This is a genomic window from uncultured Aquimarina sp. (genome assembly GCF_947500065.1).
GTDB lineage: Bacteria > Bacteroidota > Bacteroidia > Flavobacteriales > Flavobacteriaceae > Aquimarina.
The window spans coordinates 69,021-90,679 of sequence record NZ_CANMQT010000013.1 but is presented as its reverse complement, the minus strand read 5'-3'; the positions used below and the strand labels follow the sequence as shown (position 1 = coordinate 90,679).

Here is a 21,659-nt window from a genome sequence, read left to right as displayed (position 1 = left end):
ATCCAATTACAAATTTGTCCTAAAAATAATTATAAACTTCTAGTAAAGCATCTATAAATGTTATCAATTTTGATCCCAGTTTATAATTACAATGTAATTCCATTGATTAAAGAAGTCTATAAACAGGTTTCTTTATGTGGCATTTCTTTTGAAATATTGGTGTTTGATGACCAATCCGATCTGTTTCTAAAGGAAAATGGTGCTATCAATAGTTTACCTGAATGTTCTTTTAGAAAGTTGCCAAAAAATATAGGGAGAAGCGCTATAAGAAACCTCTTAGCTTCTGAAGCTTCATACGATAAACTCTTATTTATTGATGCTGGTACATTTCCTGAAAATGAAAATTTCATCAAAACATATTTAGAAAATATCAATCGTAAAGTTGTTACTGGAGGAATGACCTATTTAAAAGAACCGCCAAAAAAACCGTATAAATTACGTTGGATTTATACTAAAAAAAGAGAATCAGTTTCGCAAAGTGCAGCAAACAAAAGATCTATTGTTTGTTCCTCAAATTTTTTAATAAACAAAAATATTTTTGATATCATAACATTTGATGAATCCTTACAAAAATACGGATGCGAAGATGTCGTCTTTTTTGATGCCATTTCTAAAAGAGAAATTCCTATTCATTACATTATAAATCCAGTAATTCATGATGCCAATGATGATGCGGAAACTTTTATAAGAAAAACCGAATTTGCCGTAGAGAATTTAATTAAATTAATCGATACCAACAAACTAGCTTATGACCGATACAAGGTTTCTAGTTTATACTATAAAATGAATAAATTAAAAATTGACAAAGTTGTTTCTTTTGTTTTTAGAATCTCGAAAAATTTACTTAAAAAAAATCTACATTCGTCTTATCCATCCATTTTATGCTACGATTTCTATCGTTTAGGTTACTTTTGCTTAACTAAAAACAAAACATAGTGCCTTTTTTCTCCATTATAATTCCACTTTACAACAAAGAGAATAGTATCGCTAAAACATTGCAATCTGTATTTGACCAAAGTTATACAGATTATGAGATTGTGATCATCAATGATGGTTCTACTGATCAAAGTGAAGAAATTGTAAACAGATATCAGGATGAAAGGATACAATACTTAATAACCAAAAATAATGGTGTCTCAAAAGCTAGAAATTTGGGAATTGAAAAAGCTAGTGGCGAATTAATTGCTTTTCTTGATGCAGATGATTATTGGTATCCTAATCATCTTGAAGTACTATTTCGATTATTTCAAAAATTTCCAAAAGCAGGTTTATTTACAACATCTTATGAAAAAAGATTTAATGCGAAATCTACTTTTTTAGCCAATTTTAAGAACATCGACATCAATAGTAATACACTAATAATTGTTGATGATTTCTTTGAATCGAGCACTATAGATGCTATAGCATGGACTTCGGCAGTTGCTATTCCTAAGAACATTCTGAATACTATTGGCGTTTTTGATACTGATATCACGCACGGAGCGGGAGAAGACACGGATCTTTGGATCCGAATTGCTCTTAGATATGAAGTAGCACTTGCTACCTATGTTACCGCTACCTATAACTTAAATGCGAACAATAGAATTTCAAACACGGATACACTGAAAAGAAACTTTCAGGATCTAAGTAAATTTAAGAAAGAGGAAGAAACCAATCCTAGTTTAAAAAAATACTTGGATCTAAACAGATATGCAACTTCCTTGCTCTACAAATCTGCGGGAGATCAAAAAACAGCAAAAAAATACAAGGGAGAAATTGATTATAAAAATCTGAATCTAAAGCAAAAAATATTACTAATGGCTCCTAAACCTCTTTACATTTTTTTGAAAATGATTAAGAGTAAACTAATTTTAATTGCTGGCATCAAACTATCATCCTTTGAATAATTTAAAATCATTAAAATCTCTTATATAATCTTCTTCTTCAAAAACTGCCGAAGCTAATACAAGGCAAACCGAACCAGAAGAAAAATTTTCTAACTCTCTCCATATCCCAGATTTAATTAACAATCCTTTATTTGGTTTATTAAGTGTAACCTTCTTTTCTCGTTCTCCATCATGTAAAATCACATCAAAACTCCCACTTAAAGCAATTAAAAACTGACACAAGTTTATATGTGCATGCCCTCCTCTACTCGCATCGCTAGGAACATCATATAGGTAATACACTCGTTTAGTTTCGAAAGGGATAACATCCTTCTCTACAACTGCTATGTTTCCTCTTGGATCCTTAATTTTAGGAATCTCTATAATCTTACAATCTTCTACAGTGGTAGTGCTTATTATCTTTTGGATGGAAGTATTTCCTGCCATTTTGGAATTATATTTTCTATTTTAAAACTCGATACACTTGGGATCGTTCCGTCTTTACATTGTTTGTAAAAATCTTGATCACCAATCATTTTATTCAAAGCCTCACTATATGCAAGTTCATCTTTAAACGGTACTAAGATACCATTCTTCCCTGTAACAATAACTTCTGAAGGACCTGATTTGCAATCTACAGAAACAACCGGTGTCTCCATAGCCAAAGATTCTATCAAAACCATTGGAAAACCTTCATAGTTACTTGTCAAAGTAGTAAACAATGCCTGTTTCACATATGGAAACGGGTTTTCAGAAAACCCTTCGAAAATTACATATTCTTGTAAACTATATCCTTTAACAAGATTTTGAATCTTAATTTTATCTGGTCCATCACCAATTACCAAAAGTTTTATTCCTTTTGCAGGCAACTTAGATTGTGCATAAGTTTTAATTAAAAAGCTGTAATTTTTTGACTCATCCAAAATCCTACCGTAAGATAAAATATATGGTTTTTCCGGCACATCAATCTTTACTTCTGACAACTTATTCCAATGAGATTCATCAAAGGCATTATAAATACACCTCCCTTTCTCTAAATTATACTTTTCCTTAAAATGAAGTACTGAATCTTTAGAAACTCCAACTAGTTCATATGAGTTTTTATATAATCTTTTTCCTAAAAACTTACTCTCCGGAAAATAACCACTCAAATTATAGTTATGTACTACAAATACAGTATCTGTTTTTTGATATACAAAAGTATTAATAAACCATTGTCTAAACCACCAGGGTCTTGGAGCCGCATCTATTATGTAATCAAATTTCTTATCACTTACTAGTTTTCTACTAATAATAAACTTACGCCAACGTTTATAAAGCCACTTATTTGAGGATGTAAGTAATTCGAGATTTATCAAGTCTCCTTCATAATCATACACTATATCATCCAGAACGCTTATGATGGTTACATCATACCCTGAATTCACTAGCATTTTCGATAAAATAGCGCTTGATCTTTCTGCTCCTCCAACACCTAATGAAGAAACCATTATACAAACTTTTATCTTATCTTTTTGAGCCATATTATATAAACAATCTTGAAAACAAATCACTAAGTATGTTTCTAAAAAGCATTTTGTCCTCGAGTCAAACTTTGAGTGATTAGATCCTCAATGAGGAATTAAATACTTCTATCTGGCCCAAAAAATGATTTCCTGAATACCAACACCAATAATAGAAAATAAAAAACGTAATTAAAAAAATACGCCATAGAAGCACCAATAAAACCAAAACGATTTACCAAATAGATACTTGCGAAATACAAAAAACCAAACGAAATAACCTCTGTAATCACATATTGCCAAAACATTCTTTTAGCCAGAAATTGATATGCTATTACTAAAGATGCTATTTTAAAGAAATCTCCAAACAATTGCCACAAAAACAAAGGCTCCATAAGAATAAAATCCTCTGAAAAAAGAATTCTTATTATGAAATTTCTTAAAGCATAGATAATTAAAAATCCAAGTACAAATACCGGCAAAATAGTCTTATAAAAATTTACCACCTCTAATTTAAAATCTTTACTTCTTTTTATTTCTGCCAATTTAGGAAGTAGATAAATCGTTAACAATGTCGTTATAAAGAGCATATATTGACTACTTATACTCTGTATTGCTTCCCAATACCCTGCTTCTTCTATTCCCTGAGTATTAATAATGAAGTTTCTAATTCTAATAAGAATTGCTGGTAACACTGTAGCAGACATCAATGCCATTATAGCATAAGAACTTAATCTTTTTATATATTTTGGAGAGATTTTATTTAAGAGAATGAATTTCGTGAAATCCATTTGTTTCAAAATAACAACCACAGTTATTAATAATGATATTGCCGGATTTATTACAATGGCTAAAAAAGCTCCTTCCAATCTATATTCCCAAACCAACAAAAGAGTAATCAACAGTCCAATAATACTAGCAGCTATATTAATAAGTATATACACCTTATATTTAGAATAGCCATTGATTATTGCCAAACATAGTGTATTGATGGAATAAAAGGGTAGCGCAATCGCCAAAGCTTTAAAAATAAAACTATAATTATATTGATTACCGAAAATCAAATCATTCCAAAAACTCGGATCAAAATAAAGCCAACCCGACAAAATCAAAGTAACTGCAAAACAAAAAAGATAGGTAGTTGATAACATCGCTGTTAACTCCTCTTTATTGTTTTTAAATTCGGCTATGTATTTTACAACTCCATTATACAAACCTAAGGTACCTACTGATTGAATAGAGGTCAAAACATTACGAAGATTACCTATCAAAGCCAATCCTTCTGGACCTAAGAGCACTGCAATTACTTTAAGGCTTATGAAGCCTGTAACCATTTTTACAAAAACACCAATAGCATTAAACGAGCTAACTTTAATTAAAACATTGTTTTTTAATTTATCAAAGTATGAATTCACTCTATTAATATTGATTTAATGTCATAATTATCTGTTCAATCTGGTAGTTTTCTAAACCTATATTCAAAGGAATACTAACCACTTCTTTATGTATTTTTTCTGTGATTGGTAATGAGAGGTTTGAAAACTGTTTTAAGGCTTTCTGGTGATGTGGTGGAATTGGGTAATGAATGAGATATCCTATTCCCGCTTCTTCTAAATAATGACAAAACTTATCTCGATTAGTTACTCTTACCACAAAAAGATGAAACACATGATTTTCTGAACCATCCCAAAAAGGTAATTGAATTTTTTCGTTTTTAATTTCTGACAAATATTTTTTTGCTATTTGCCTTCGTATTTTGTTATCTTCCTCTAGATCTTTTAGTTTTTCTAACAAAAATGAAGCCTGTAATTCATCTAATCTAGAGTTCACACCTAAATAACCATTCTCATACTTTTTTGACGAACCATAATTACTTAAGCTTCTTACAATAGTTGCTAATGCCGCATCATTAGTAGTTACAGCGCCTGCATCTCCAAATGCTCCCAAGTTTTTAGCTGGATAAAAACTAAAAGAAGAGGCATCGCCAAAATTTCCTGCAGATATTCCATTATTGCTTTTTGCTCCATGTGCCTGAGCTGCGTCGCTAATCACTAATAAATTATTTTTCTTTGCTATTTCATTAATTTCTTTCATCTGTGCTAATTGACCGTACAGATGTGTTGGAAGAATTACTTTAGTTTTTTCAGTAATATACTGTTCTATTAGATGAACATCAAGGTTGAATCGTTTTTCATCTGGTTCTACCAATACTGGTTTAAGGCCTGAATATTTAATCGACAATATAGTCGCTACAAAAGTATTTGCTGCCACTAATACCTCATCACCAGGATTTACTTTACCTAATTCTATATATCCTCTTAGAATAAGCGTAAGCGCATCTAGACCATTCCCCACTCCAACACAATATTGTGTACCGCAAAACTTGGCATAGGCTTCTTCAAATTCGTTTACAAAACCACCTCTTATATAAGTCCCTGAATCCAAGAAATCTGAAAAACGGCTTTTTAGCTTTTCATGATAACGACCATTAATCGTATACAAATCTAAAAAAGGAATCGACGGTTTATGGTTTGTCATTATCAAAAAATATCTAACTACACTTATTAATTCTTTACACACTAAAGAATTCGATAAGATTCTGTTTTTATTATTAAAGTATTAAAAATACCTTTACAGCAAAGATATTTGTTTTTGCGTAAGCCCATAAGAACGTATGATAATTTTTTAGAGTCTTTAATATAAGACTTAATATTGCTTTAATGAAAATACTATTAGTAGGAGAATATAGTCGGTTACATAATTCACTTAAAGAAGGTTTGATAAAAAATGGACATCAGGTAACTCTTGTCGGTAGCGGTGATGTTTTTAAAAAATATCCTGTGGATATCAATATTGATGGAAGATCAATAAAAAACAACTTTCTTCTTAATAAAATCCGGCACTTAATCTTTAAACTTACTTCGGTTGATATTGCATCCATTGAAACCTTTATTAGATTCAAAAAAAATAAGGAATCTCTAAAGAATTATGATTTTGTACAGTTGATTAATGAAACTCCATTTAACATTGGATCTTATTTTGAAAAAAAGCTTTTAACAATGCTTTTTCAAAATAATAAAAATATCTTTTTACTTGCTTGTGGAGACGACTATAGATATATTTCTTATTTACTTTCCGGAAAATTTCCTTATAGTACGGTAAGTCCTTTATTAGATAATCCGACTTTAAAAACAGCGTACCAGCACACGCTAAAATTTGTATCCGAAAAGCAAAAAAAAATTCACGATTTCGTATTTGAGAATATTAAAGGTGCTATACCAGTAAGTGTAGAGTATAATATTGCATATGCAAATACATCAAAAACATTACCTCTTATTCCTAATCCGGTAAACATTGATAAAATTGAGTTTACTCCGTTTATACCTAATGGTAAAATCAAAGTATTACACGGGATTAATAGTGCCAATTATATAAAGAAAGGAAACAGGTATTTTAAAGAAGCATTAGATATCATCACCAAAAAGTATCCTAATAAAATTGAAGTAATTACTACCAAAGACCTGGAATATAAAGAATATATAAAGCATTTTTTATCTGCTCATATTATTCTGGATCAAACACAGGCTCACGACCAAGGCTATAATGCTTTGGAAGCTATGGCTATGGGAAAAGTCGTTTTTACAGGTGCTGGAAGTGCTTTTAAAAAACACTATGATCTAAAAGATATTGTAGCTATCGACACATTTCCCGATAGTGTTAAAATTGCAGAAAACCTAGAACAGCTTATTCTTAACCCTCTTCAGATTCACGAAATAGGAAGAAATGCTAGAGCATTTATAAAAAAGGAACATCACTATATCACCATTGCAAAAAAGTACACAGAAACCTGGAAGACAAACTGCTAGGAGTTAGAGGTCTAATCTATAAAAATCCTGCGTGTATATTTCACATCCTAATTCTTCTTTTTGCTTAAGTAACCCAAAATTATTATCCGTTACGGTACCCATGTCAAAGAATTTATATCCCTCTTCTCGATATCGATTAATCAGGGATATAAAAAGAAAATCAAGTGCTCTATGTTTTTCGCCGTAATCTGTAACTGCTCCATATTGAGACTTTACCACCTCTTTTGTTTTAAAAACAGTAATTCCTGCTAGAATTTCGTTATCTAAACTAATAACAAATTGTATTATCGATTCTGGAAATTTCTTTTTAAGCAACTGTATTTCTTCCAGGGTATGCACAGGTTTAGCATTGTGTTTTTGTGCCAATCTTGGAGTCAACACCTCATTCCAGAAATCAGTAAAATCATCCACTTCCTTTATTTTAAAACCGATATCTTTTCTTTTTTCATAGTGCTTCAGTTTGCTTTTATGAATACTAGCCGGCATACTATAATCTATCGCCAGATTAAGATCTCTATGATAAAGTTCAGCTCCATATTCCGAGAAGAAAAAAAAAAGTTCATTGGATGGCTTTTGATGATAAAAAACCGGTATTGATTTAATATATAAATTATTAATTTTTTGAGAACGAAGAAAATAGATCAAATCTGAAAGAATATTTTTCACCTTTTCTCCTCCCATACTATCCCCTAACACTAACCCTCCATAGGTAAGTCCTTGATGAGAATAGACTTTTTCATCCTTTACATTAGAAGGAAAAACACCAATTAATTTTTTTTTATCATAAATCAATAATGAAAAATCATGGAATCGATCCGAATGATATTCCATAAAATCTCTATGAAAAAGGAAAGTAGCATTTTTGGAATTATCTATAAAATCATTCCATAGGGAATAATCACCCTTATCATATCTCTTAATCGTATACTTCTGCAAAATAATTATTTAGGAAAGTGAAAATAGTTAATTTGTTTGAGTATCCGGAATATTAGTCTTATTTTTAACCAGTAAGAATACTAGTTATGTTTGTTTTCTTGCAAAAAGGTAATAAAAATTTATACCTACAATTGTCGTATTATTAATTACTTTAGTAATAACCAATTGAGTAATTCCCCATAAATTACAAAAGCCACTCACCCCACAATATTTATAAGACGAAATTTTTTAATGTTATTCATTAAGAGGGATACTAGCGTCATAAATGATGTAAAACACTCTAGTGATTATGTTAAAAATTTAGGTCGAAAAGCACAGATGAGTGTTTTTTGTCGTCAAAAAATGTATTTTACCGATATTTTAAAGGATTTTACAAGTTATCCATCGGTTTAAACTATTACATTTGCAGAAGATAAAAAATATTGGAGATAAAAATTTTGCCCCTCAAAAACGAATTGATCCCAAAACCATAATTACCCCAAAATTTCGACAAAAAATCCCGAGTTTCCTCGGGATTTTTTATTTGTATATAAAGTCAGAAATAAGATTACACAATCTTATTTCTTTTACGTTCTACTTCAGTTAAGAATACTTTTCTTAATCGTAAATGATTAGGAGTTACTTCTACATACTCATCCTTCTGTATATACTCTAAAGCTTCTTCCAAAGAAAATTTGATTGCCGGAACAATCTTAGCTTTATCATCCGCACCAGATGAACGTACATTACTTAATTTCTTAGTCTTAGTAATATTTACAGCCATATCATCTCCACGAGAATTCTCTCCGATTACCTGTCCTTCATAAATATCCTCTCCTGGATCTACAAAGAACTTTCCTCTATCCTGTAACTTGTCAATTGAGTATGGTATTGCAGAACCTTTTTCCATAGAAACCAAAGAACCATTGATACGACCTGGAATATCACCCTTAAGAGGTTGATACTCTTTAAAACGGTGTGCCATTATCGCTTCTCCTGCTGTGGCAGTTAATAATTGGTTACGTAAACCAATAATTCCTCTTGATGGAACCATAAATTCACAAACCATACGATCACCTTTAGCTTCCATGCTCAGCATTTCTCCTTTTCGCATAGTTACCATCTCCACAGCTTTACCAGATACATTCTCTGGTAAGTCAATGGTTAATTCTTCAATCGGTTCACATTTCACTCCATCAATTTCTTTGATAATAACTTGCGGTTGACCGATTTGTAATTCATATCCTTCACGACGCATAGTTTCGATCAATACAGATAAGTGAAGTACACCTCTACCAAATACTATGAATTTATCGGCACTATCTGTATTATTAACTCTAAGTGCTAAGTTCTTCTCTAATTCTTTCTCTAATCTTTCTTTAATATGTCTTGAAGTAACAAATTTTCCATCTTTACCAAAAAATGGAGAATCATTAATTGTAAACAACATACTCATTGTTGGCTCATCAATTGCGATAGTCTTTAATCCTTCAGGGTTTTCGATATCAGCAACCGTATCACCAATTTCGAATCCTTCTAAACCTACTAAAGCACAAATATCTCCAGCCTCAACTTTATCAACTTTCATTCTTCCTAAACCTTCGAAAGTATGAAGTTCTTTAATTTTAGATTTCTTTATAGTTCCATCACGTTTCACCAATGATACTTGCATTCCTTCGGTAAGCGTTCCTCTTTGTAAACGACCGATTGCAATACGACCAGTAAATGAGGAGAAATCTAAAGATGTAATTAACATCTGTAATGTACCTTCTTCTATTTTTGGTGCAGGAATATGTTCCATCACCATATCTAATAAAGGCTCTATATTATCTGTCTCATTCTTCCAGTCATCACTCATCCAATTGTTCTTAGCTGAACCATAAACCGTTGGGAAATCCAACTGCCACTCTTCTGCACCTAATTCGAACATTAGATCAAATACTTTCTCATGTACCTCATCTGGAGTACAGTTTTCTTTATCTACTTTATTGATAACCACACAAGGCTTTAGACCAAGGTCAATTGCTTTTTGTAATACAAAACGTGTTTGCGGCATTGGTCCTTCAAAAGCATCCACCAATAACAATACTCCATCCGCCATATTCAATACACGTTCCACTTCTCCTCCGAAATCGGCGTGACCTGGTGTATCAATAATGTTAATTTTTGTTTCTTTATAGATAACAGAAACATTTTTAGAAGTAATTGTAATCCCTCTTTCACGCTCTAAATCATTGTTATCCAAAATTAAGTCTCCTGTATTTTCGTTTTCACGAAACAATTGACAGTGATACATAATTTTGTCTACCAAGGTAGTTTTACCGTGATCTACGTGAGCAATTATAGCAATGTTTTTTATAGCAGTCATATACGCCTGAATTTAAGGCTGCAAATGTACGTTATATTTTAATAGGTTGTATATTAAATTAAATATATTAAAAAAGTCTCAAAATCAGATACTTAAACCTATCTTTTATAGCTGTTTATATTTTCAGCAGCAATAGGTGATCTGGAAGACTATCTGACTATTATACAACCTACTGAGAAACCAATGATTGATTCACTTACACAATTTTCATTATAAAATTTCTTATTGATTGGTTTAAACTTTTCATACGATTACTAAAACGCATATCTTTGCTCTTTCAAAATATCGATATGGAACTTTCGAAGATCAAAAACTTAAAAAACCTTGATGCTAATAATTTCTTCCTTCTTGCAGGACCTTGCGCTATCGAAGGAGAAGAAATGGCATTACGAATTGCCGAAAAAGTAGTAGAAATTACTTCTAAGCTCAAAATACCATATGTTTTTAAAGGTTCTTTTAAGAAAGCAAATCGTAGCCGTATTGATAGCTTTACAGGTATTGGCAATGAAAAAGCATTAAAAATTTTACGTAAAGTAGGAGAAACTTTTGAAGTTCCAACAGTGACTGATATCCATGAAAATGAGGATGCAGCTTTGGCAGCAGAATATGTAGATATTTTACAAATCCCTGCATTTTTAGTTAGACAAACTGACTTAGTTGTAGCTGCTGCAAAAACGGGCAGAACTGTAAACCTAAAAAAAGGACAGTTTATGAGTCCTGAAGCTATGCAACATGCCGTAAGAAAAGTAAAAGACAGTGGTAGTGACTTAGCAATGATAACAGACAGAGGAACCATGTTTGGATACCAGGATATGATTGTAGATTTTAGAGGAATACCAACTATGAAGGAATATGCCACTACAGTTTTAGATGTTACGCATTCCCTACAACAACCTAATCAATCTAGTGGAGTAACGGGCGGTAGACCTGATATGATAGAAACTATTGCGCGTGCAGGAATTGTAACGGGTGTAGATGGACTATTTATGGAAACACATTTTGATCCTGCTAATGCAAAAAGCGATGGAGCTAATATGCTTGATATTCAATATTTAGAAAAATTACTAAGTAATCTAGTTGCGATAAGACAAACGGTTAATTCGTTATAAATTTTTCTTTTCTGTAGATATAAGCTTGCTGTAGAATAGCTACAAAGACTTCTTCATCTATTTCTTCAGGTTTTCTGTAGCGAAGTGACTTTACATACTTCCTTTTATCTGCTTCTAATTTATCTACGTGATCTGTAAAGTATTGGGCATTCCAAAAGCCAACATCTAAATACCCTTTGGTTACATTTAGATAACAAATAGGACTCTTACCTATATAATAAAAAGGTACTTTCCATTTAAATAATAGCTCGACTTCTGGCAATGTAGACTCAATGACTACTTGTAAATGAAGTAACATTGATTTGAATGGTTCTGATTGATTTAGAATATACTCTTCTGCTGGTTTCATCTCCGGAAATTAAATTTCACAACTGAACAAACAAACTTATTGATTAGTTCCGGTAAAATCCATAAATAATGAAGTTCAATATGCAAATAATATTTCCTAAAAATACTATTAGAAAGTTTTACCTATTTTTAATAACGATAAAAAGGAATAAACTAGTATGATTAAATTTTTTAGAAGTCTTAGGCAAGATACTATTTCCAAAAACAAATTCACCAAATACTTTCTATATGCTATTGGGGAGATTGTATTAGTTGTTATTGGGATACTTATTGCCCTTCAAATTAATAATTGGAATCAATCTATAAAAAAACAACAAACTTTAAAAAATATTCTTAATACTGTTTCTTATGATCTAATAACAGATACAACTGTTACAAGCAGATTTATCAAAATAGAGGAAGAAATGATTAAACATAGTAGTCGAATCATCAATAAGGAAATCAATATTACCAATTATAAAGAATGCCCTTATTGTCCAAGTATCGCAACTACATACAGACCCTTTAATATCAACTTAAAAGGATATGACCAACTCAGAAGTCTAATCGAAGATAACACTTCTCAAAAAGATTCTCTTTTGACAGATATAGTGCAGTTCTATACAATACATATTGGTTTAATTGAACAAAGCAATGATATGCTAAAAAATACAGTTTTTAAAAATGTAGAAGACTTTCAGAAATATGATTGGTTTGTAGATTGGACTCAAGGACATCCTAATCCAGATATGATTGCATATTTTGCCTCTGGCGAGGAATATAGAAAAAAAGTAGCTGCCTATAGTATTTTAGCATCCAAGAATCATTTATTATACCTCAAGTCTTTTAATAGAAATGCAATCTATATTTTAGATAAATTGGATAAACGTAACAAAAACTAATATCAGACACATCTTTTAAAAAAATAAACTTGCACAATTCAATATTTTAATTTTACTTTGTATTTCAAAGTACTTTAAATATGAGCACAGAAGATTATTTAAAAGATATTACAGAGATTAAAGATATGATGAATAAATCATCACGTTTTTTTTCTCTAAGTGGATTATCAGGAATCCTGGCAGGAATCTACGCCCTAATAGGTGCAGCGATTGCCTATTATCTAGTAAGCATAAGTGGTAGAGATTATTTAATCTTGCACGGGAAAATTTTCAATTATATTCTAATTGATCTTGTTGCAATTGCATTCTTAAGTATTCTAACCGCCGCTATATTAAGTAACAGAAAAGCCAGAAAAAACAATGAAACTTTATGGAACAGTGCATCCAAAAGATTACTTAGTGCTTTTCTAATCCCACTAGTTACAGGTGGTATTTTTATCCTCATAAAAATTTACAACCATCATTATGGGCTAACTGGCTCTTTAATGTTAATCTTTTATGGATTAGCACTAGTGAATGCTTCTAAATACACTATTGGTAATGTAAAATATTTGGGATATGTAGAAATTGTATTAGGTTTGATATGTTCTGTATTTCCTACCTATGGGTTTTGGTTCTGGGTTGCGGGATTTGGAGTAATGCATATCGTATATGGTAGTTTAATTTATTTTAAACACGACCGATAAAAGAGATTTCCAGTTTTATGGAAACTGAAGTATGAAAAATATAATTGGTAACATAAATAAAGCTTTTGATCATCGGATACGACTAGGGATTATGTCTGTCCTAATGGTTAATGAATATGCTGATTTCAAAATGTTAAAAGAGCTTCTTGGTGTTACAGATGGCAATTTAGCAAGCCACACCAAAGCTTTGGAAAAAGAGGAATATATAATTGTAGAAAAATCATTTATCGGCAGAAAACCCAACACGCGGTATAGCACAACTAAAAAAGGTCGTGAAGCATTCAAAAAACATGTAGAAGCTATTGAAAAATTACTAAAACAATAACATTTCGACTTCGGTCGATGTGACAGGCATATTTTTTTTATCAATTTACTTTGAAATTCAAAGTACTTTTAAAACAGTAAAATGAGATCAATATTATTAGAAGTATTATATGAATGGAGTAAGATCCCATATCAGAAATGGTTCAAAAAAGAAGCTCCATGGGATATATCCGTATCACAATTATTGAAGTACCCTCACACAAGTCTTGGATTTCATTTAGGGAGTTTCTTATTGCAACATGATTTCACTCCTCAACCTAAACTCGAAAATCACGATGTATTTCATGTCTTAACACAAACTGGAATCACAGTACCAGAAGAAATATCTATGCAATACTATCTTCTCGGTAACGGTAAAAAAAGTCTATACCTGTACACTGTTATTCTAATCGGTACAATACTCTATCCTGATAAATTCAAGGTATTTAGAACCGCCTATAAAAAAGGAAGTGACGCTTACGCATTTTATCAATTGGATTTCAGAAAATTATTAGATCAATCATTAAATACCATACGCACTACATTTTTAATTTCTATCACATGAAAATAATACAATCAGTTAACAGAAACGCCCTTATGATTGCTACGTTTAGTTTTTTACTTGGCACCATACTTTTTTTAATTCATCTTATTACCGCTTGGGAAAAAATCATAATCATCGGCCTTTTTTATGTCTTGATTGCTGTTATCCTTAACGGAATTACATTCATAGGATTACTAGCTAATACGATCGTAAACTATCATTACTATAAAGAAAATCTAACGACTGTATTGATATTCTCGCTCAATATCCCAATCGCCATTGGATACTTTCTTATTGTAATTAATAACCCCTTTCATAATACTCTTTTATAATGAACATTATCAATCAACAATTACCTTTTATCAAAGGTTTCAGTATAGCAGTACTATTTAGCATACTACTTTTATTAATAAGGATTTCAAAAGTAGAATCTTATTTTTTCCTATTCTTAGTATGGAATCTATTTTTGGCTTGTATCCCTTATGGAATCACAACAATATTAAGTTTCAGGAAAATACACCAAAATCGTTTTCTATTTGGAATAGGGTTTGTCTGTTGGCTAGCTTTTCTTCCGAATGCTCCGTACATTCTTACAGATTTACAACACATCCGCCTAAGTTCATTACAATCCGTATGGTTTGATGTATTACTCATACTATCTTTTGCTATAAATGGGTTAATTGTAGGATTCGCTTCTTTACGAACTATGCAAAAATTGCTTCAGGAACACTTTTCTAAAAAAACAACCAATCTCATTACACACCTAACACTATTATTATGTGGATTTGGAATTTACATGGGAAGGATACTCCGATGGAATAGCTGGGACCTTATACAAAATCCAATGGATGTTCTGGGTGATATATTTCAACGAATCATATTCCCGATTGAACACATAAATACTTGGGCATTTACTATCGGTTTTGGTAGTTTTTTAATCATAACCTATCGCTTAATACAACACTATCAAAAAGAATATAACTAAAAATACAATCACTATAAATTTCAAAAACTATGGAAACTCAAAAACAAAAAAAGTCTTTTGGACAATGGATAAAAACTTCTATTACTGTGCGCATGCTTATGGTTGGTATACTAATTTTAGTGTTATTAATCCCACTGTCTTACATCAAAAACCTCATTCAAGAACGTGCTTATAGGCAAGAGGAAGTGGTAAGCGAGATTAATCAAAAATGGGGAAACGAAGTTTTACTGTATGGTCCTATTTTAAAAATCCCTTACCAAACGCATAAACTTAAAAAAACCTGGGACGAAAAGACAAAGTCATATACACAGGAAGATATGATCACTGTCCATCATGCATTCTTCTTTCCTAATGCATTGGATATAAAGACAAATGTAGAGTCTGAAAATTTAGGTAGAAGTATTTATGAATCGGTTGTATACACTGCGGACATGAAAATAAAAGGCTCTTTTACTACACCTAATTTCGAAATTCGAGATATAAAACCAGAAGATGTACTATGGAACAAAGCTACTGTAATAGTAAATTCGACAAACTCTAAAGGAATTAAAAGTAATCTAGAAGTTCGAATGGGGTCAGAAAACTACCCTCTGCAATCAAGATACACGCAAAACTCCACCACAAATAGGTTCGAAACTAAGTTTCTTAAAGACATCTCATTACCAAAAGAAAACATCGTAGACTTTGAAATGGAATTAAAAGTAAACGGTAGTGAACAGTTACGATTCATTCCAGTAGGAAGAGAAACCAATGTTACTATGACATCCAACTGGGCATCTCCAAGTTTTAACGGCAACTATCTGCCAGACACAAAAACCAAAGAGATTACCGAAAATGGTTTTAAAGCAAATTGGAAAGTATTACAAATCAATCGAGAGTTTGAACAAGAATTCTTCGGAGAGCTACCACATATTAATTCATCAGCTTTTGGAGTTAAATTATTAATTCCGGTAGATGAATATCAAAAAAGTGAACGTGCCACTAAATACGGATATTTGGTAATCGCACTCACATTTTTAGTGTTCTTTCTGATACAAACGGTTAGCAAGATCAACATCCATCCTTTTCAATATTTAATGATTGGATTAGCATTAACTATGTTTTACACCTTGCTGATATCTATATCTGAACATTCTAGTTTTTTAAATGCATACGGAATTGCAGGAATAGCCGTAGTCTTACTTATATCGTTTTATTCTAAAGCAATTCTTAGAAGTTTTAAATTTATGGGACTCATTGCCGCATCACTCGCAGCATTATATACATTCATTTTTGTCATTATTCAATTAGAGAACTATGCGTTATTGGTAGGAAGTATTGGTTTGTTTTTAATCTTAGGAACCATCATGATGGTATCCAAAAAAATTGATTGGGGAAATGATGGGGTTTAGCGAGTTACGATTGGTTAATAGTTGTAAACTAAAATTTCACCATCTAAACCCTGAAAAATTAGAAATCGAATTCTGAATCAATTTATGAAAAGAAATAACACAAAAATAAGGTTATGGTATATTTTTATTGGATCATCTACAGCTTTATTACTGAACTATTTTGTAGTGGAAAAAATTTTGATTCCTGATCCTTGTTATTATCACATTAATAAAATTTCAAAATTGATGAACTTGCTTTACGATTTCCCAACCTATGCTGGTGGACATCCAGTTCCCAGCCTATTCAATTTGATATTTGCTACTTTTTTAGGAGGAACTATAGGGTTGATGGTTTACAAATTAATTTGTTACATAAAATCAAAAATCATAATTCGTAAATCATAATTCATAATTCATAATTCAAAAACGCTGGTTAGTTAGTTGAGAAAAGTCGTGCTTCAATTTTTCGAAGTGCGGCTTTTTATTTAACAAAGATTTGTCTCTATTCGAAATTGCGTTTCAAAAATAAAACTATTACTTTCCGATTCTAAAGTAGATTCCGATTTACATTAGAATGACAAACAAAGACAAGAACAATGAAAAAAAACATTTTTATAACACTTATCGCCGCTTTTTCTTTATCTATTTTTTCCTGTAAAAAAGAGACTGATAAGAAGATCGTTACTGAAGAAATAAGATTTACTAAAGAAGGAGAACTTTCTATTTATAATTTAAAAGATTCTATACCTAATCAAATTATTACTTTAGATATTGAAATTGCAGATAATGATTACGAAAGAGAAACAGGTCTTATGTATCGCAAATCCATGGAAGAAAAAAGAGGGATGTTATTTATTCAGAAAATGTTTAAACCTCAGAATTTTTATATGAAAAATACACTGATACCATTAGATATAATTTATATAGATGACAAATATAAAATTGTGAGTTTTCAAAAAAATGCAAAACCATTAGATGAGACTTCACTTCCTTCAGTAAAACCTGCAAAATACATTTTAGAAATTAATGCAGGATTATCTGATCAATGGAATCTAAAAATTGGTGACTCTATATCCTTTAAAAAGGGCTAAAGTATATCGTTATTAAATAAAAAACCCTTGAAAAGAATAATCTATCAAGGGTTTTTCTAGGGATATTCTGAAGAAACTTATTTGATAATTTTCACAACCTTATTCATAGTTCTATTACTGAATTTCACGAAATACATTCCTTTTGCAACATCAAGAGGTATCGATATTGTTCCATTCTTACTAGATACCGTATCTGAGTAATACAAGGCTCCTTTTACATCTCTAATAGTAACGTTGAGAGATTTAACTTCTCCTAACAGATTAAAATTAATTTCATTCTGAAAAGGATTAGGGTATGGTGAAGAAATTAGGGGTGTAGTTGTCTCTGGCTCTTTATTTAAAGGATTACTTACCCAACCATTATCATACCATCCTTCTCCACAAATTTCTAAATCGTCTGTTTGCTGCCCTCCATCGGTACTAAAAATAACTTTTGCACATGCTACACCGGGCAATGTATATTCATACCATCCATCACCGTCCGCGTCCGTCATCGAAACGCCAGGCCAAGAAGTGACTAAAGATTCAGGAGTTGTCTGCCAGTAATATAATGTTACAGGATTCCAGTTCGTATTGTTATTATTATAATGGATTACTAATTCATTCCCAGAAACATCGCCTGGACAAGCTGCTGGACATAGATCATACCATTGATTGGTTGATGGATCATACCATCCATCTGTTGTCCTAGTTAAATCATCTGATTGTCCTCCATTGTTATTATTATTAAAAACAATGCCTATTTCCGCTGTTTCTTCAACCAAAAATGAATACCATTGAGAAGATTGTTCTTTATCCATTGGTTTACCTGGCCAATTCCATCCAGGTAATGGCTGGTTTGTATTTTTATCATACAAATAGACATAGACATCATTCCAATTAGATATATTTCGATAATAAATAGTATATGATTGTACTTCAGTAATACTATAGCTTTCAGAAATGATTGTTGACTGACCACTACCGTTATATGCAACAGCCTTTAAAATAGTGTTTTCTGTAAAAGTTATTTCATCTTGATATAAAACACTTGAATCAGAAGGTTCCGTTCCATCTGTCGTATAATAAATTACTCCCTGATTTGTCGCAGACAGATTAACTGATACATTTCCTTCATACGATCCTCCTGGAGGAGTAACCGATAATTCTGGTAATCCTAAAACCCCAGGACAATCAGAAGGACATTGGTCATACCAAATATTTTCTGAATACACATACCATCCTTCTATATTTCTAAATTGATCATCTGATTGCTCTCCATTTCCATTTGTAAAAACAAGGCCAACTTCTACTGATTCTGCAATCGTAGTAATATACCAAGGTGAATCTTGTTCTTTTGTCATCGCTTTACCTGGCCAATTCCATCCTGGCAATGCTTCATTATTATTTTTATCGAATGCATACACGAATACTTGATTCCAATTAGAGGTATTTTTAAAATGAATATCATAAGAAGGTAGGTCACCAAATGTATAATTTCTAGTAATGACCTCCGAAACGTTTTCATCAGCATCGTATGCTATAGCTTTTAGTGTGATTGGTTCACTATCATTACCTCCAATACTAAAAGAAGCTATATACTTCATACTTGATTCGTTTGGCTCCGATCCATCTGTAGTATAATACACCTCTACTCCTCCATTATCCGCAGTTGTAGAAGCTTCCATTACCACAGGGATAGTATCATCATAATTTCCAGAATCCGGAGTAACAGTAAGAGTTACTTCATCGCTACTATTAAATCCTCCAACATAAACATGTTGAATAGGAGTCTTAAATACATTCCCCTTAGTATCTACAACTTCTACATAATAATCTACTAACACATCAGATAATCCTTTAATCTCTGCATAACATAAGTCTGCAATTGCGGTTGGTTCTATAAAGAAATCAATTTCTGGATCTTGTGTAATGTTTCCTTTAGGAAATTGTTTTTGAGTCATTGGTTGACTATTCCACGAACTTACACCTTCTCCTCCCGAATATGTATCATTAACATTATCAGTGATAGGATTCTTACCATCATTATCCGTTCTGTATTTCAATTCTACGGAAGCTAATCCACTTACATCATAGGCAAATGTCCAAACATGAAAATCAGAAGTATTCTGAACTTCTTGATATGCATATATAGGGCCGAAACCCTTACCTCCTGGATTATATGGAAAACGCTGTGGTATAAACACAGATGGTGGTGTATTATCTTGACTAGGTGTATCACCTATTTCTTCCTTGGCATGTTCTATAGCAATATTACCAGCTAAGGTTTGTTTTACTTCCATATCAATTGCCTTTCCATAATACATATATCCACTAGTTAGCGATGGCAGGAAAAAATGCCATGCTTTTTCTGCATTTGATGCTCCTGAAGAAGGATCAATAACTTTTGCTATGTCTACTCCTCCGCTATTATCTTCTGCAGTTAACACATAGTTCTCCGCAGCGGTAATTACTGCCCAATTTCTTGCATCTTCTGTCCATCCATCTGGATTAAACCTATAATCCGTAGTATCATATAACGGCCATAACCAATTAATAAATTGAGGATGTCCCCAATCATTAGCTGCATTTACCCATGATCCATCTTCTACTTTTACAATATCACTCTCTGGAACAGGATAAGAGTTCAAAAATTGTTGAATTGTAGTAGGATCATATCCTTTAGAAGCTGCTTCGTTAGCAAAACCAGGAACTGATTCTTGATAATAACTATCTCCTCCACCCCAAGCATTATCACCATCATGAGCAAGCAATACAATTGATGGTTGACTAGGGTCACTAAAAGGAGCGATATTAGTATCGATTTCTCCTGTCCCCATAGAACTGAATCCATTTTTGTAACTCAATAAGTCGGCCATTGGCACTACATCCATTTTATATGCTTGACCAGTTTCAGGATCCACATATTGAGCTTTATGCGCCTGATAACTATAAGGAGCTGCAAAAGAACCTCCTCTTCCATCAATTTGACCTTTCCACCAATTCTGACCGTTAGTAGCTACTTTATCAGCTGCGTTAGGTGGATCAATATTTACTCCAGATGTACCATAATCTAATGGATAATCATTCAGTGTACGAGCCAAGTGGCTATTTGCAATTACAGACCATTGAAAACCTTCTTCTACCAAAACCTTAATTATCCTTTCTGAAAATGAACATTCTGCTGGCCAAAAACCTTTAGAATATTCACCACCAAAAGTTTCTGTCATTATTAATTTATGAGTTTTTAATTCCATTCTCAAAGCGCGTTCGCTTATTAATGGCGCCAATGCATGGTGAAATGTAAATCCAGTAAGATCCATTCTAGGTTGTCCGCCAGATGTTTTCCAATTTTTAGCCTCTATAAAATTGTTTTCCCAGCCTTGGCTATATCCCCAAACGCCTGCATCTCCAAGGCTATTTACATTTTCTATCAAACATCCCGAATAATTAACCTGGGCACCACCATTTGGTAACCCCAATAATGTTTGAACAGAATTTTTGGGACCGTATTGATATGCTTTTACTCGATCATACTTTCCAAAAATTTCCTCCAAATCATTTAAGGGATGACTTATTCCATCCTCGTATACATTCCAAGAGTCTCCTGAAGATTTTAAATTATGAGACTCCATAACCGTTTGATATCGATTAGGGTTCTCTTTACTTTTTTCCGGCCAATAATTAGGTTGTTGCATATGCCACAGATAAGAAGTGTGGACTTGTTGTCCTGCTATCCCTGAATAGACAAATAGTAGCAGTAAGAATAAGTTAGTGTTTTTCATGAATCTTGTGTGTGTTAAATATATAATTGTATTGTGCTGTTAACAGCATTTATATATCCCAA

21 protein-coding genes are annotated in these 21,659 nt (G+C 32.1%); 13 read left to right on the top strand and 8 right to left on the bottom strand.

Going from position 1 to position 21,659, the window contains the following annotated elements; all coding sequences use genetic code 11:
• Nucleotides 1-57: 57 nt before the first annotated feature.
• On the top strand, nt 58-936 hold the full coding sequence (locus Q0975_RS24740) for a glycosyltransferase (protein ID WP_299442348.1): 879 nt from the start codon (nt 58-60) through the stop codon (nt 934-936).
• The gene (locus Q0975_RS24735) at nt 936-1,886 is read left to right on the top strand and encodes a glycosyltransferase family 2 protein (RefSeq protein WP_299442345.1); all 951 of its coding nucleotides are present in this window, start codon (nt 936-938) and stop codon (nt 1,884-1,886) included. Before Q0975_RS24740 ends, Q0975_RS24735 begins: the two co-directional genes overlap by 1 nt.
• Here Q0975_RS24735 and Q0975_RS24730 read toward each other — a convergent pair.
• The 4 genes from Q0975_RS24730 to Q0975_RS24715 all read right to left on the bottom strand — a co-directional run bounded on the left by Q0975_RS24730 (nt 1,872) and on the right by Q0975_RS24715 (nt 5,905).
• Nucleotides 1,872-2,312, bottom strand: coding sequence for an FdtA/QdtA family cupin domain-containing protein (locus Q0975_RS24730; RefSeq protein WP_299442342.1), 441 nt, complete (start codon nt 2,310-2,312; stop codon nt 1,872-1,874). The genes Q0975_RS24735 and Q0975_RS24730 overlap by 15 nt on opposite strands.
• The gene (locus Q0975_RS24725; RefSeq protein ID WP_299442339.1) at nt 2,282-3,355 is read right to left on the bottom strand and encodes a glycosyltransferase; all 1,074 of its coding nucleotides are present in this window, start codon (nt 3,353-3,355) and stop codon (nt 2,282-2,284) included. Before Q0975_RS24725 ends, Q0975_RS24730 begins: the two co-directional genes overlap by 31 nt.
• A gap of 131 nt (nt 3,356-3,486) precedes the next feature.
• Complete coding sequence (locus Q0975_RS24720) at nt 3,487-4,782, bottom strand: O-antigen translocase (protein ID WP_299442335.1); 1,296 nt, start codon at nt 4,780-4,782, stop codon at nt 3,487-3,489.
• 4 nt (nt 4,783-4,786) lie between these two features.
• Nucleotides 4,787-5,905 (bottom strand): DegT/DnrJ/EryC1/StrS family aminotransferase, encoded by a 1,119-nt coding sequence (locus Q0975_RS24715; protein WP_299442332.1) that lies wholly within the window; start codon nt 5,903-5,905, stop codon nt 4,787-4,789.
• A gap of 182 nt (nt 5,906-6,087) precedes the next feature.
• On the opposite strand from Q0975_RS24715, the gene Q0975_RS24710 reads away from it, so the two are divergent.
• Nucleotides 6,088-7,233, top strand: coding sequence for a glycosyltransferase (locus tag Q0975_RS24710; RefSeq protein WP_299442329.1), 1,146 nt, complete (start codon nt 6,088-6,090; stop codon nt 7,231-7,233).
• Between the two features lie 3 nt (nt 7,234-7,236).
• Here the strand turns inward: Q0975_RS24710 and Q0975_RS24705 are convergent, their stop codons facing one another.
• Together Q0975_RS24705 and typA are read right to left on the bottom strand one after the other, a co-directional pair.
• Nucleotides 7,237-8,169 (bottom strand): GNAT family N-acetyltransferase, encoded by a 933-nt coding sequence (locus tag Q0975_RS24705; protein ID WP_299442326.1) that lies wholly within the window; start codon nt 8,167-8,169, stop codon nt 7,237-7,239.
• 547 nt (nt 8,170-8,716) lie between these two features.
• Nucleotides 8,717-10,516: a translational GTPase TypA gene (gene typA / locus Q0975_RS24700; protein ID WP_299442323.1), complete on the bottom strand. Its 1,800-nt coding sequence runs from the start codon at nt 10,514-10,516 to the stop codon at nt 8,717-8,719.
• A gap of 290 nt (nt 10,517-10,806) precedes the next feature.
• Between typA and kdsA the strand changes: the two genes are divergently transcribed.
• Nucleotides 10,807-11,625, top strand: coding sequence for a 3-deoxy-8-phosphooctulonate synthase (kdsA, locus tag Q0975_RS24695; RefSeq protein ID WP_299442320.1), 819 nt, complete (start codon nt 10,807-10,809; stop codon nt 11,623-11,625).
• Here the strand turns inward: kdsA and Q0975_RS24690 are convergent.
• Nucleotides 11,612-11,974, bottom strand: coding sequence for a DUF1801 domain-containing protein (locus Q0975_RS24690; protein WP_299442317.1), 363 nt, complete (start codon nt 11,972-11,974; stop codon nt 11,612-11,614). The two genes, kdsA and Q0975_RS24690, sit on opposite strands and share 14 nt — an antisense overlap.
• A gap of 157 nt (nt 11,975-12,131) precedes the next feature.
• Here Q0975_RS24690 and Q0975_RS24685 point away from each other — a divergent pair, with 157 nt between their 5' ends.
• The 9 genes from Q0975_RS24685 to Q0975_RS24645 all read left to right on the top strand — a co-directional run bounded on the left by Q0975_RS24685 (nt 12,132) and on the right by Q0975_RS24645 (nt 17,833).
• Nucleotides 12,132-12,854, top strand: a complete 723-nt coding sequence (locus Q0975_RS24685; RefSeq protein WP_299442314.1) for a DUF6090 family protein — start codon at nt 12,132-12,134, stop codon at nt 12,852-12,854.
• An 80-nt stretch (nt 12,855-12,934) separates the two neighbouring features.
• On the top strand, nt 12,935-13,540 hold the full coding sequence (locus tag Q0975_RS24680; RefSeq protein WP_299442311.1) for a hypothetical protein: 606 nt from the start codon (nt 12,935-12,937) through the stop codon (nt 13,538-13,540).
• Between the two features lie 31 nt (nt 13,541-13,571).
• The gene (locus Q0975_RS24675; protein WP_299442308.1) at nt 13,572-13,865 is read left to right on the top strand and encodes a transcriptional regulator; all 294 of its coding nucleotides are present in this window, start codon (nt 13,572-13,574) and stop codon (nt 13,863-13,865) included.
• Between the two features lie 81 nt (nt 13,866-13,946).
• On the top strand, nt 13,947-14,408 hold the full coding sequence (locus Q0975_RS24670) for a hypothetical protein (protein ID WP_299442305.1): 462 nt from the start codon (nt 13,947-13,949) through the stop codon (nt 14,406-14,408).
• Nucleotides 14,405-14,719 (top strand): hypothetical protein, encoded by a 315-nt coding sequence (locus Q0975_RS24665; RefSeq protein ID WP_299442302.1) that lies wholly within the window; start codon nt 14,405-14,407, stop codon nt 14,717-14,719. Before Q0975_RS24670 ends, Q0975_RS24665 begins: the two co-directional genes overlap by 4 nt.
• The gene (locus Q0975_RS24660) at nt 14,719-15,372 is read left to right on the top strand and encodes a DUF1361 domain-containing protein (RefSeq protein WP_299442299.1); all 654 of its coding nucleotides are present in this window, start codon (nt 14,719-14,721) and stop codon (nt 15,370-15,372) included. Before Q0975_RS24665 ends, Q0975_RS24660 begins: the two co-directional genes overlap by 1 nt.
• Nucleotides 15,373-15,401: 29 nt before the next feature.
• Nucleotides 15,402-16,763 carry a cell envelope integrity protein CreD gene (creD, locus tag Q0975_RS24655; RefSeq protein WP_299442296.1) on the top strand — a complete coding sequence of 454 codons (1,362 nt, stop codon included), beginning with the start codon at nt 15,402-15,404 and terminating at the stop codon, nt 16,761-16,763.
• Nucleotides 16,764-16,847: 84 nt separating this feature from the next.
• Nucleotides 16,848-17,147, top strand: coding sequence for a hypothetical protein (locus Q0975_RS24650; protein WP_299442293.1), 300 nt, complete (start codon nt 16,848-16,850; stop codon nt 17,145-17,147).
• 191 nt (nt 17,148-17,338) lie between these two features.
• Nucleotides 17,339-17,833 carry a DUF192 domain-containing protein gene (locus tag Q0975_RS24645; protein ID WP_299442290.1) on the top strand — a complete coding sequence of 165 codons (495 nt, stop codon included), beginning with the start codon at nt 17,339-17,341 and terminating at the stop codon, nt 17,831-17,833.
• A 77-nt stretch (nt 17,834-17,910) separates the two neighbouring features.
• On the opposite strand, the gene Q0975_RS24640 is transcribed toward Q0975_RS24645, so the two are convergent.
• Nucleotides 17,911-21,597 carry a starch-binding protein gene (locus tag Q0975_RS24640; protein ID WP_299442287.1) on the bottom strand — a complete coding sequence of 1,229 codons (3,687 nt, stop codon included), beginning with the start codon at nt 21,595-21,597 and terminating at the stop codon, nt 17,911-17,913.
• Nucleotides 21,598-21,659: the final 62 nt, after the last annotated feature.

Bases quoted from the DNA above. Each gene is read 5' to 3' on its own strand.
- Q0975_RS24740 (WP_299442348.1), top strand. From the start codon at position 58: ATGTTATCAATTTTGATCCCAGTTTATAATTACAATGTAATTCCATTG.
- Q0975_RS24730 (WP_299442342.1), bottom strand. From the start codon at position 2,312: ATGGCAGGAAATACTTCCATCCAAAAGATAATAAGCACTACCACTGTA.
- Q0975_RS24725 (WP_299442339.1), bottom strand. From the start codon at position 3,355: ATGGTTTCTTCATTAGGTGTTGGAGGAGCAGAAAGATCAAGCGCTATT.
- Q0975_RS24715 (WP_299442332.1), bottom strand. From the start codon at position 5,905: ATGACAAACCATAAACCGTCGATTCCTTTTTTAGATTTGTATACGATT.
- Q0975_RS24710 (WP_299442329.1), top strand. From the start codon at position 6,088: ATGAAAATACTATTAGTAGGAGAATATAGTCGGTTACATAATTCACTT.
- typA (WP_299442323.1), bottom strand. From the start codon at position 10,516: ATGACTGCTATAAAAAACATTGCTATAATTGCTCACGTAGATCACGGT.
- kdsA (WP_299442320.1), top strand. From the start codon at position 10,807: ATGGAACTTTCGAAGATCAAAAACTTAAAAAACCTTGATGCTAATAAT.
- Q0975_RS24690 (WP_299442317.1), bottom strand. From the start codon at position 11,974: ATGAAACCAGCAGAAGAGTATATTCTAAATCAATCAGAACCATTCAAA.
- Q0975_RS24685 (WP_299442314.1), top strand. From the start codon at position 12,132: ATGATTAAATTTTTTAGAAGTCTTAGGCAAGATACTATTTCCAAAAAC.
- Q0975_RS24680 (WP_299442311.1), top strand. From the start codon at position 12,935: ATGAGCACAGAAGATTATTTAAAAGATATTACAGAGATTAAAGATATG.
- Q0975_RS24675 (WP_299442308.1), top strand. From the start codon at position 13,572: ATGAAAAATATAATTGGTAACATAAATAAAGCTTTTGATCATCGGATA.
- Q0975_RS24670 (WP_299442305.1), top strand. From the start codon at position 13,947: ATGAGATCAATATTATTAGAAGTATTATATGAATGGAGTAAGATCCCA.
- Q0975_RS24665 (WP_299442302.1), top strand. From the start codon at position 14,405: ATGAAAATAATACAATCAGTTAACAGAAACGCCCTTATGATTGCTACG.
- Q0975_RS24660 (WP_299442299.1), top strand. From the start codon at position 14,719: ATGAACATTATCAATCAACAATTACCTTTTATCAAAGGTTTCAGTATA.
- creD (WP_299442296.1), top strand. From the start codon at position 15,402: ATGGAAACTCAAAAACAAAAAAAGTCTTTTGGACAATGGATAAAAACT.
- Q0975_RS24650 (WP_299442293.1), top strand. From the start codon at position 16,848: ATGAAAAGAAATAACACAAAAATAAGGTTATGGTATATTTTTATTGGA.
- Q0975_RS24645 (WP_299442290.1), top strand. From the start codon at position 17,339: ATGAAAAAAAACATTTTTATAACACTTATCGCCGCTTTTTCTTTATCT.
- Q0975_RS24640 (WP_299442287.1), bottom strand. From the start codon at position 21,597: ATGAAAAACACTAACTTATTCTTACTGCTACTATTTGTCTATTCAGGG.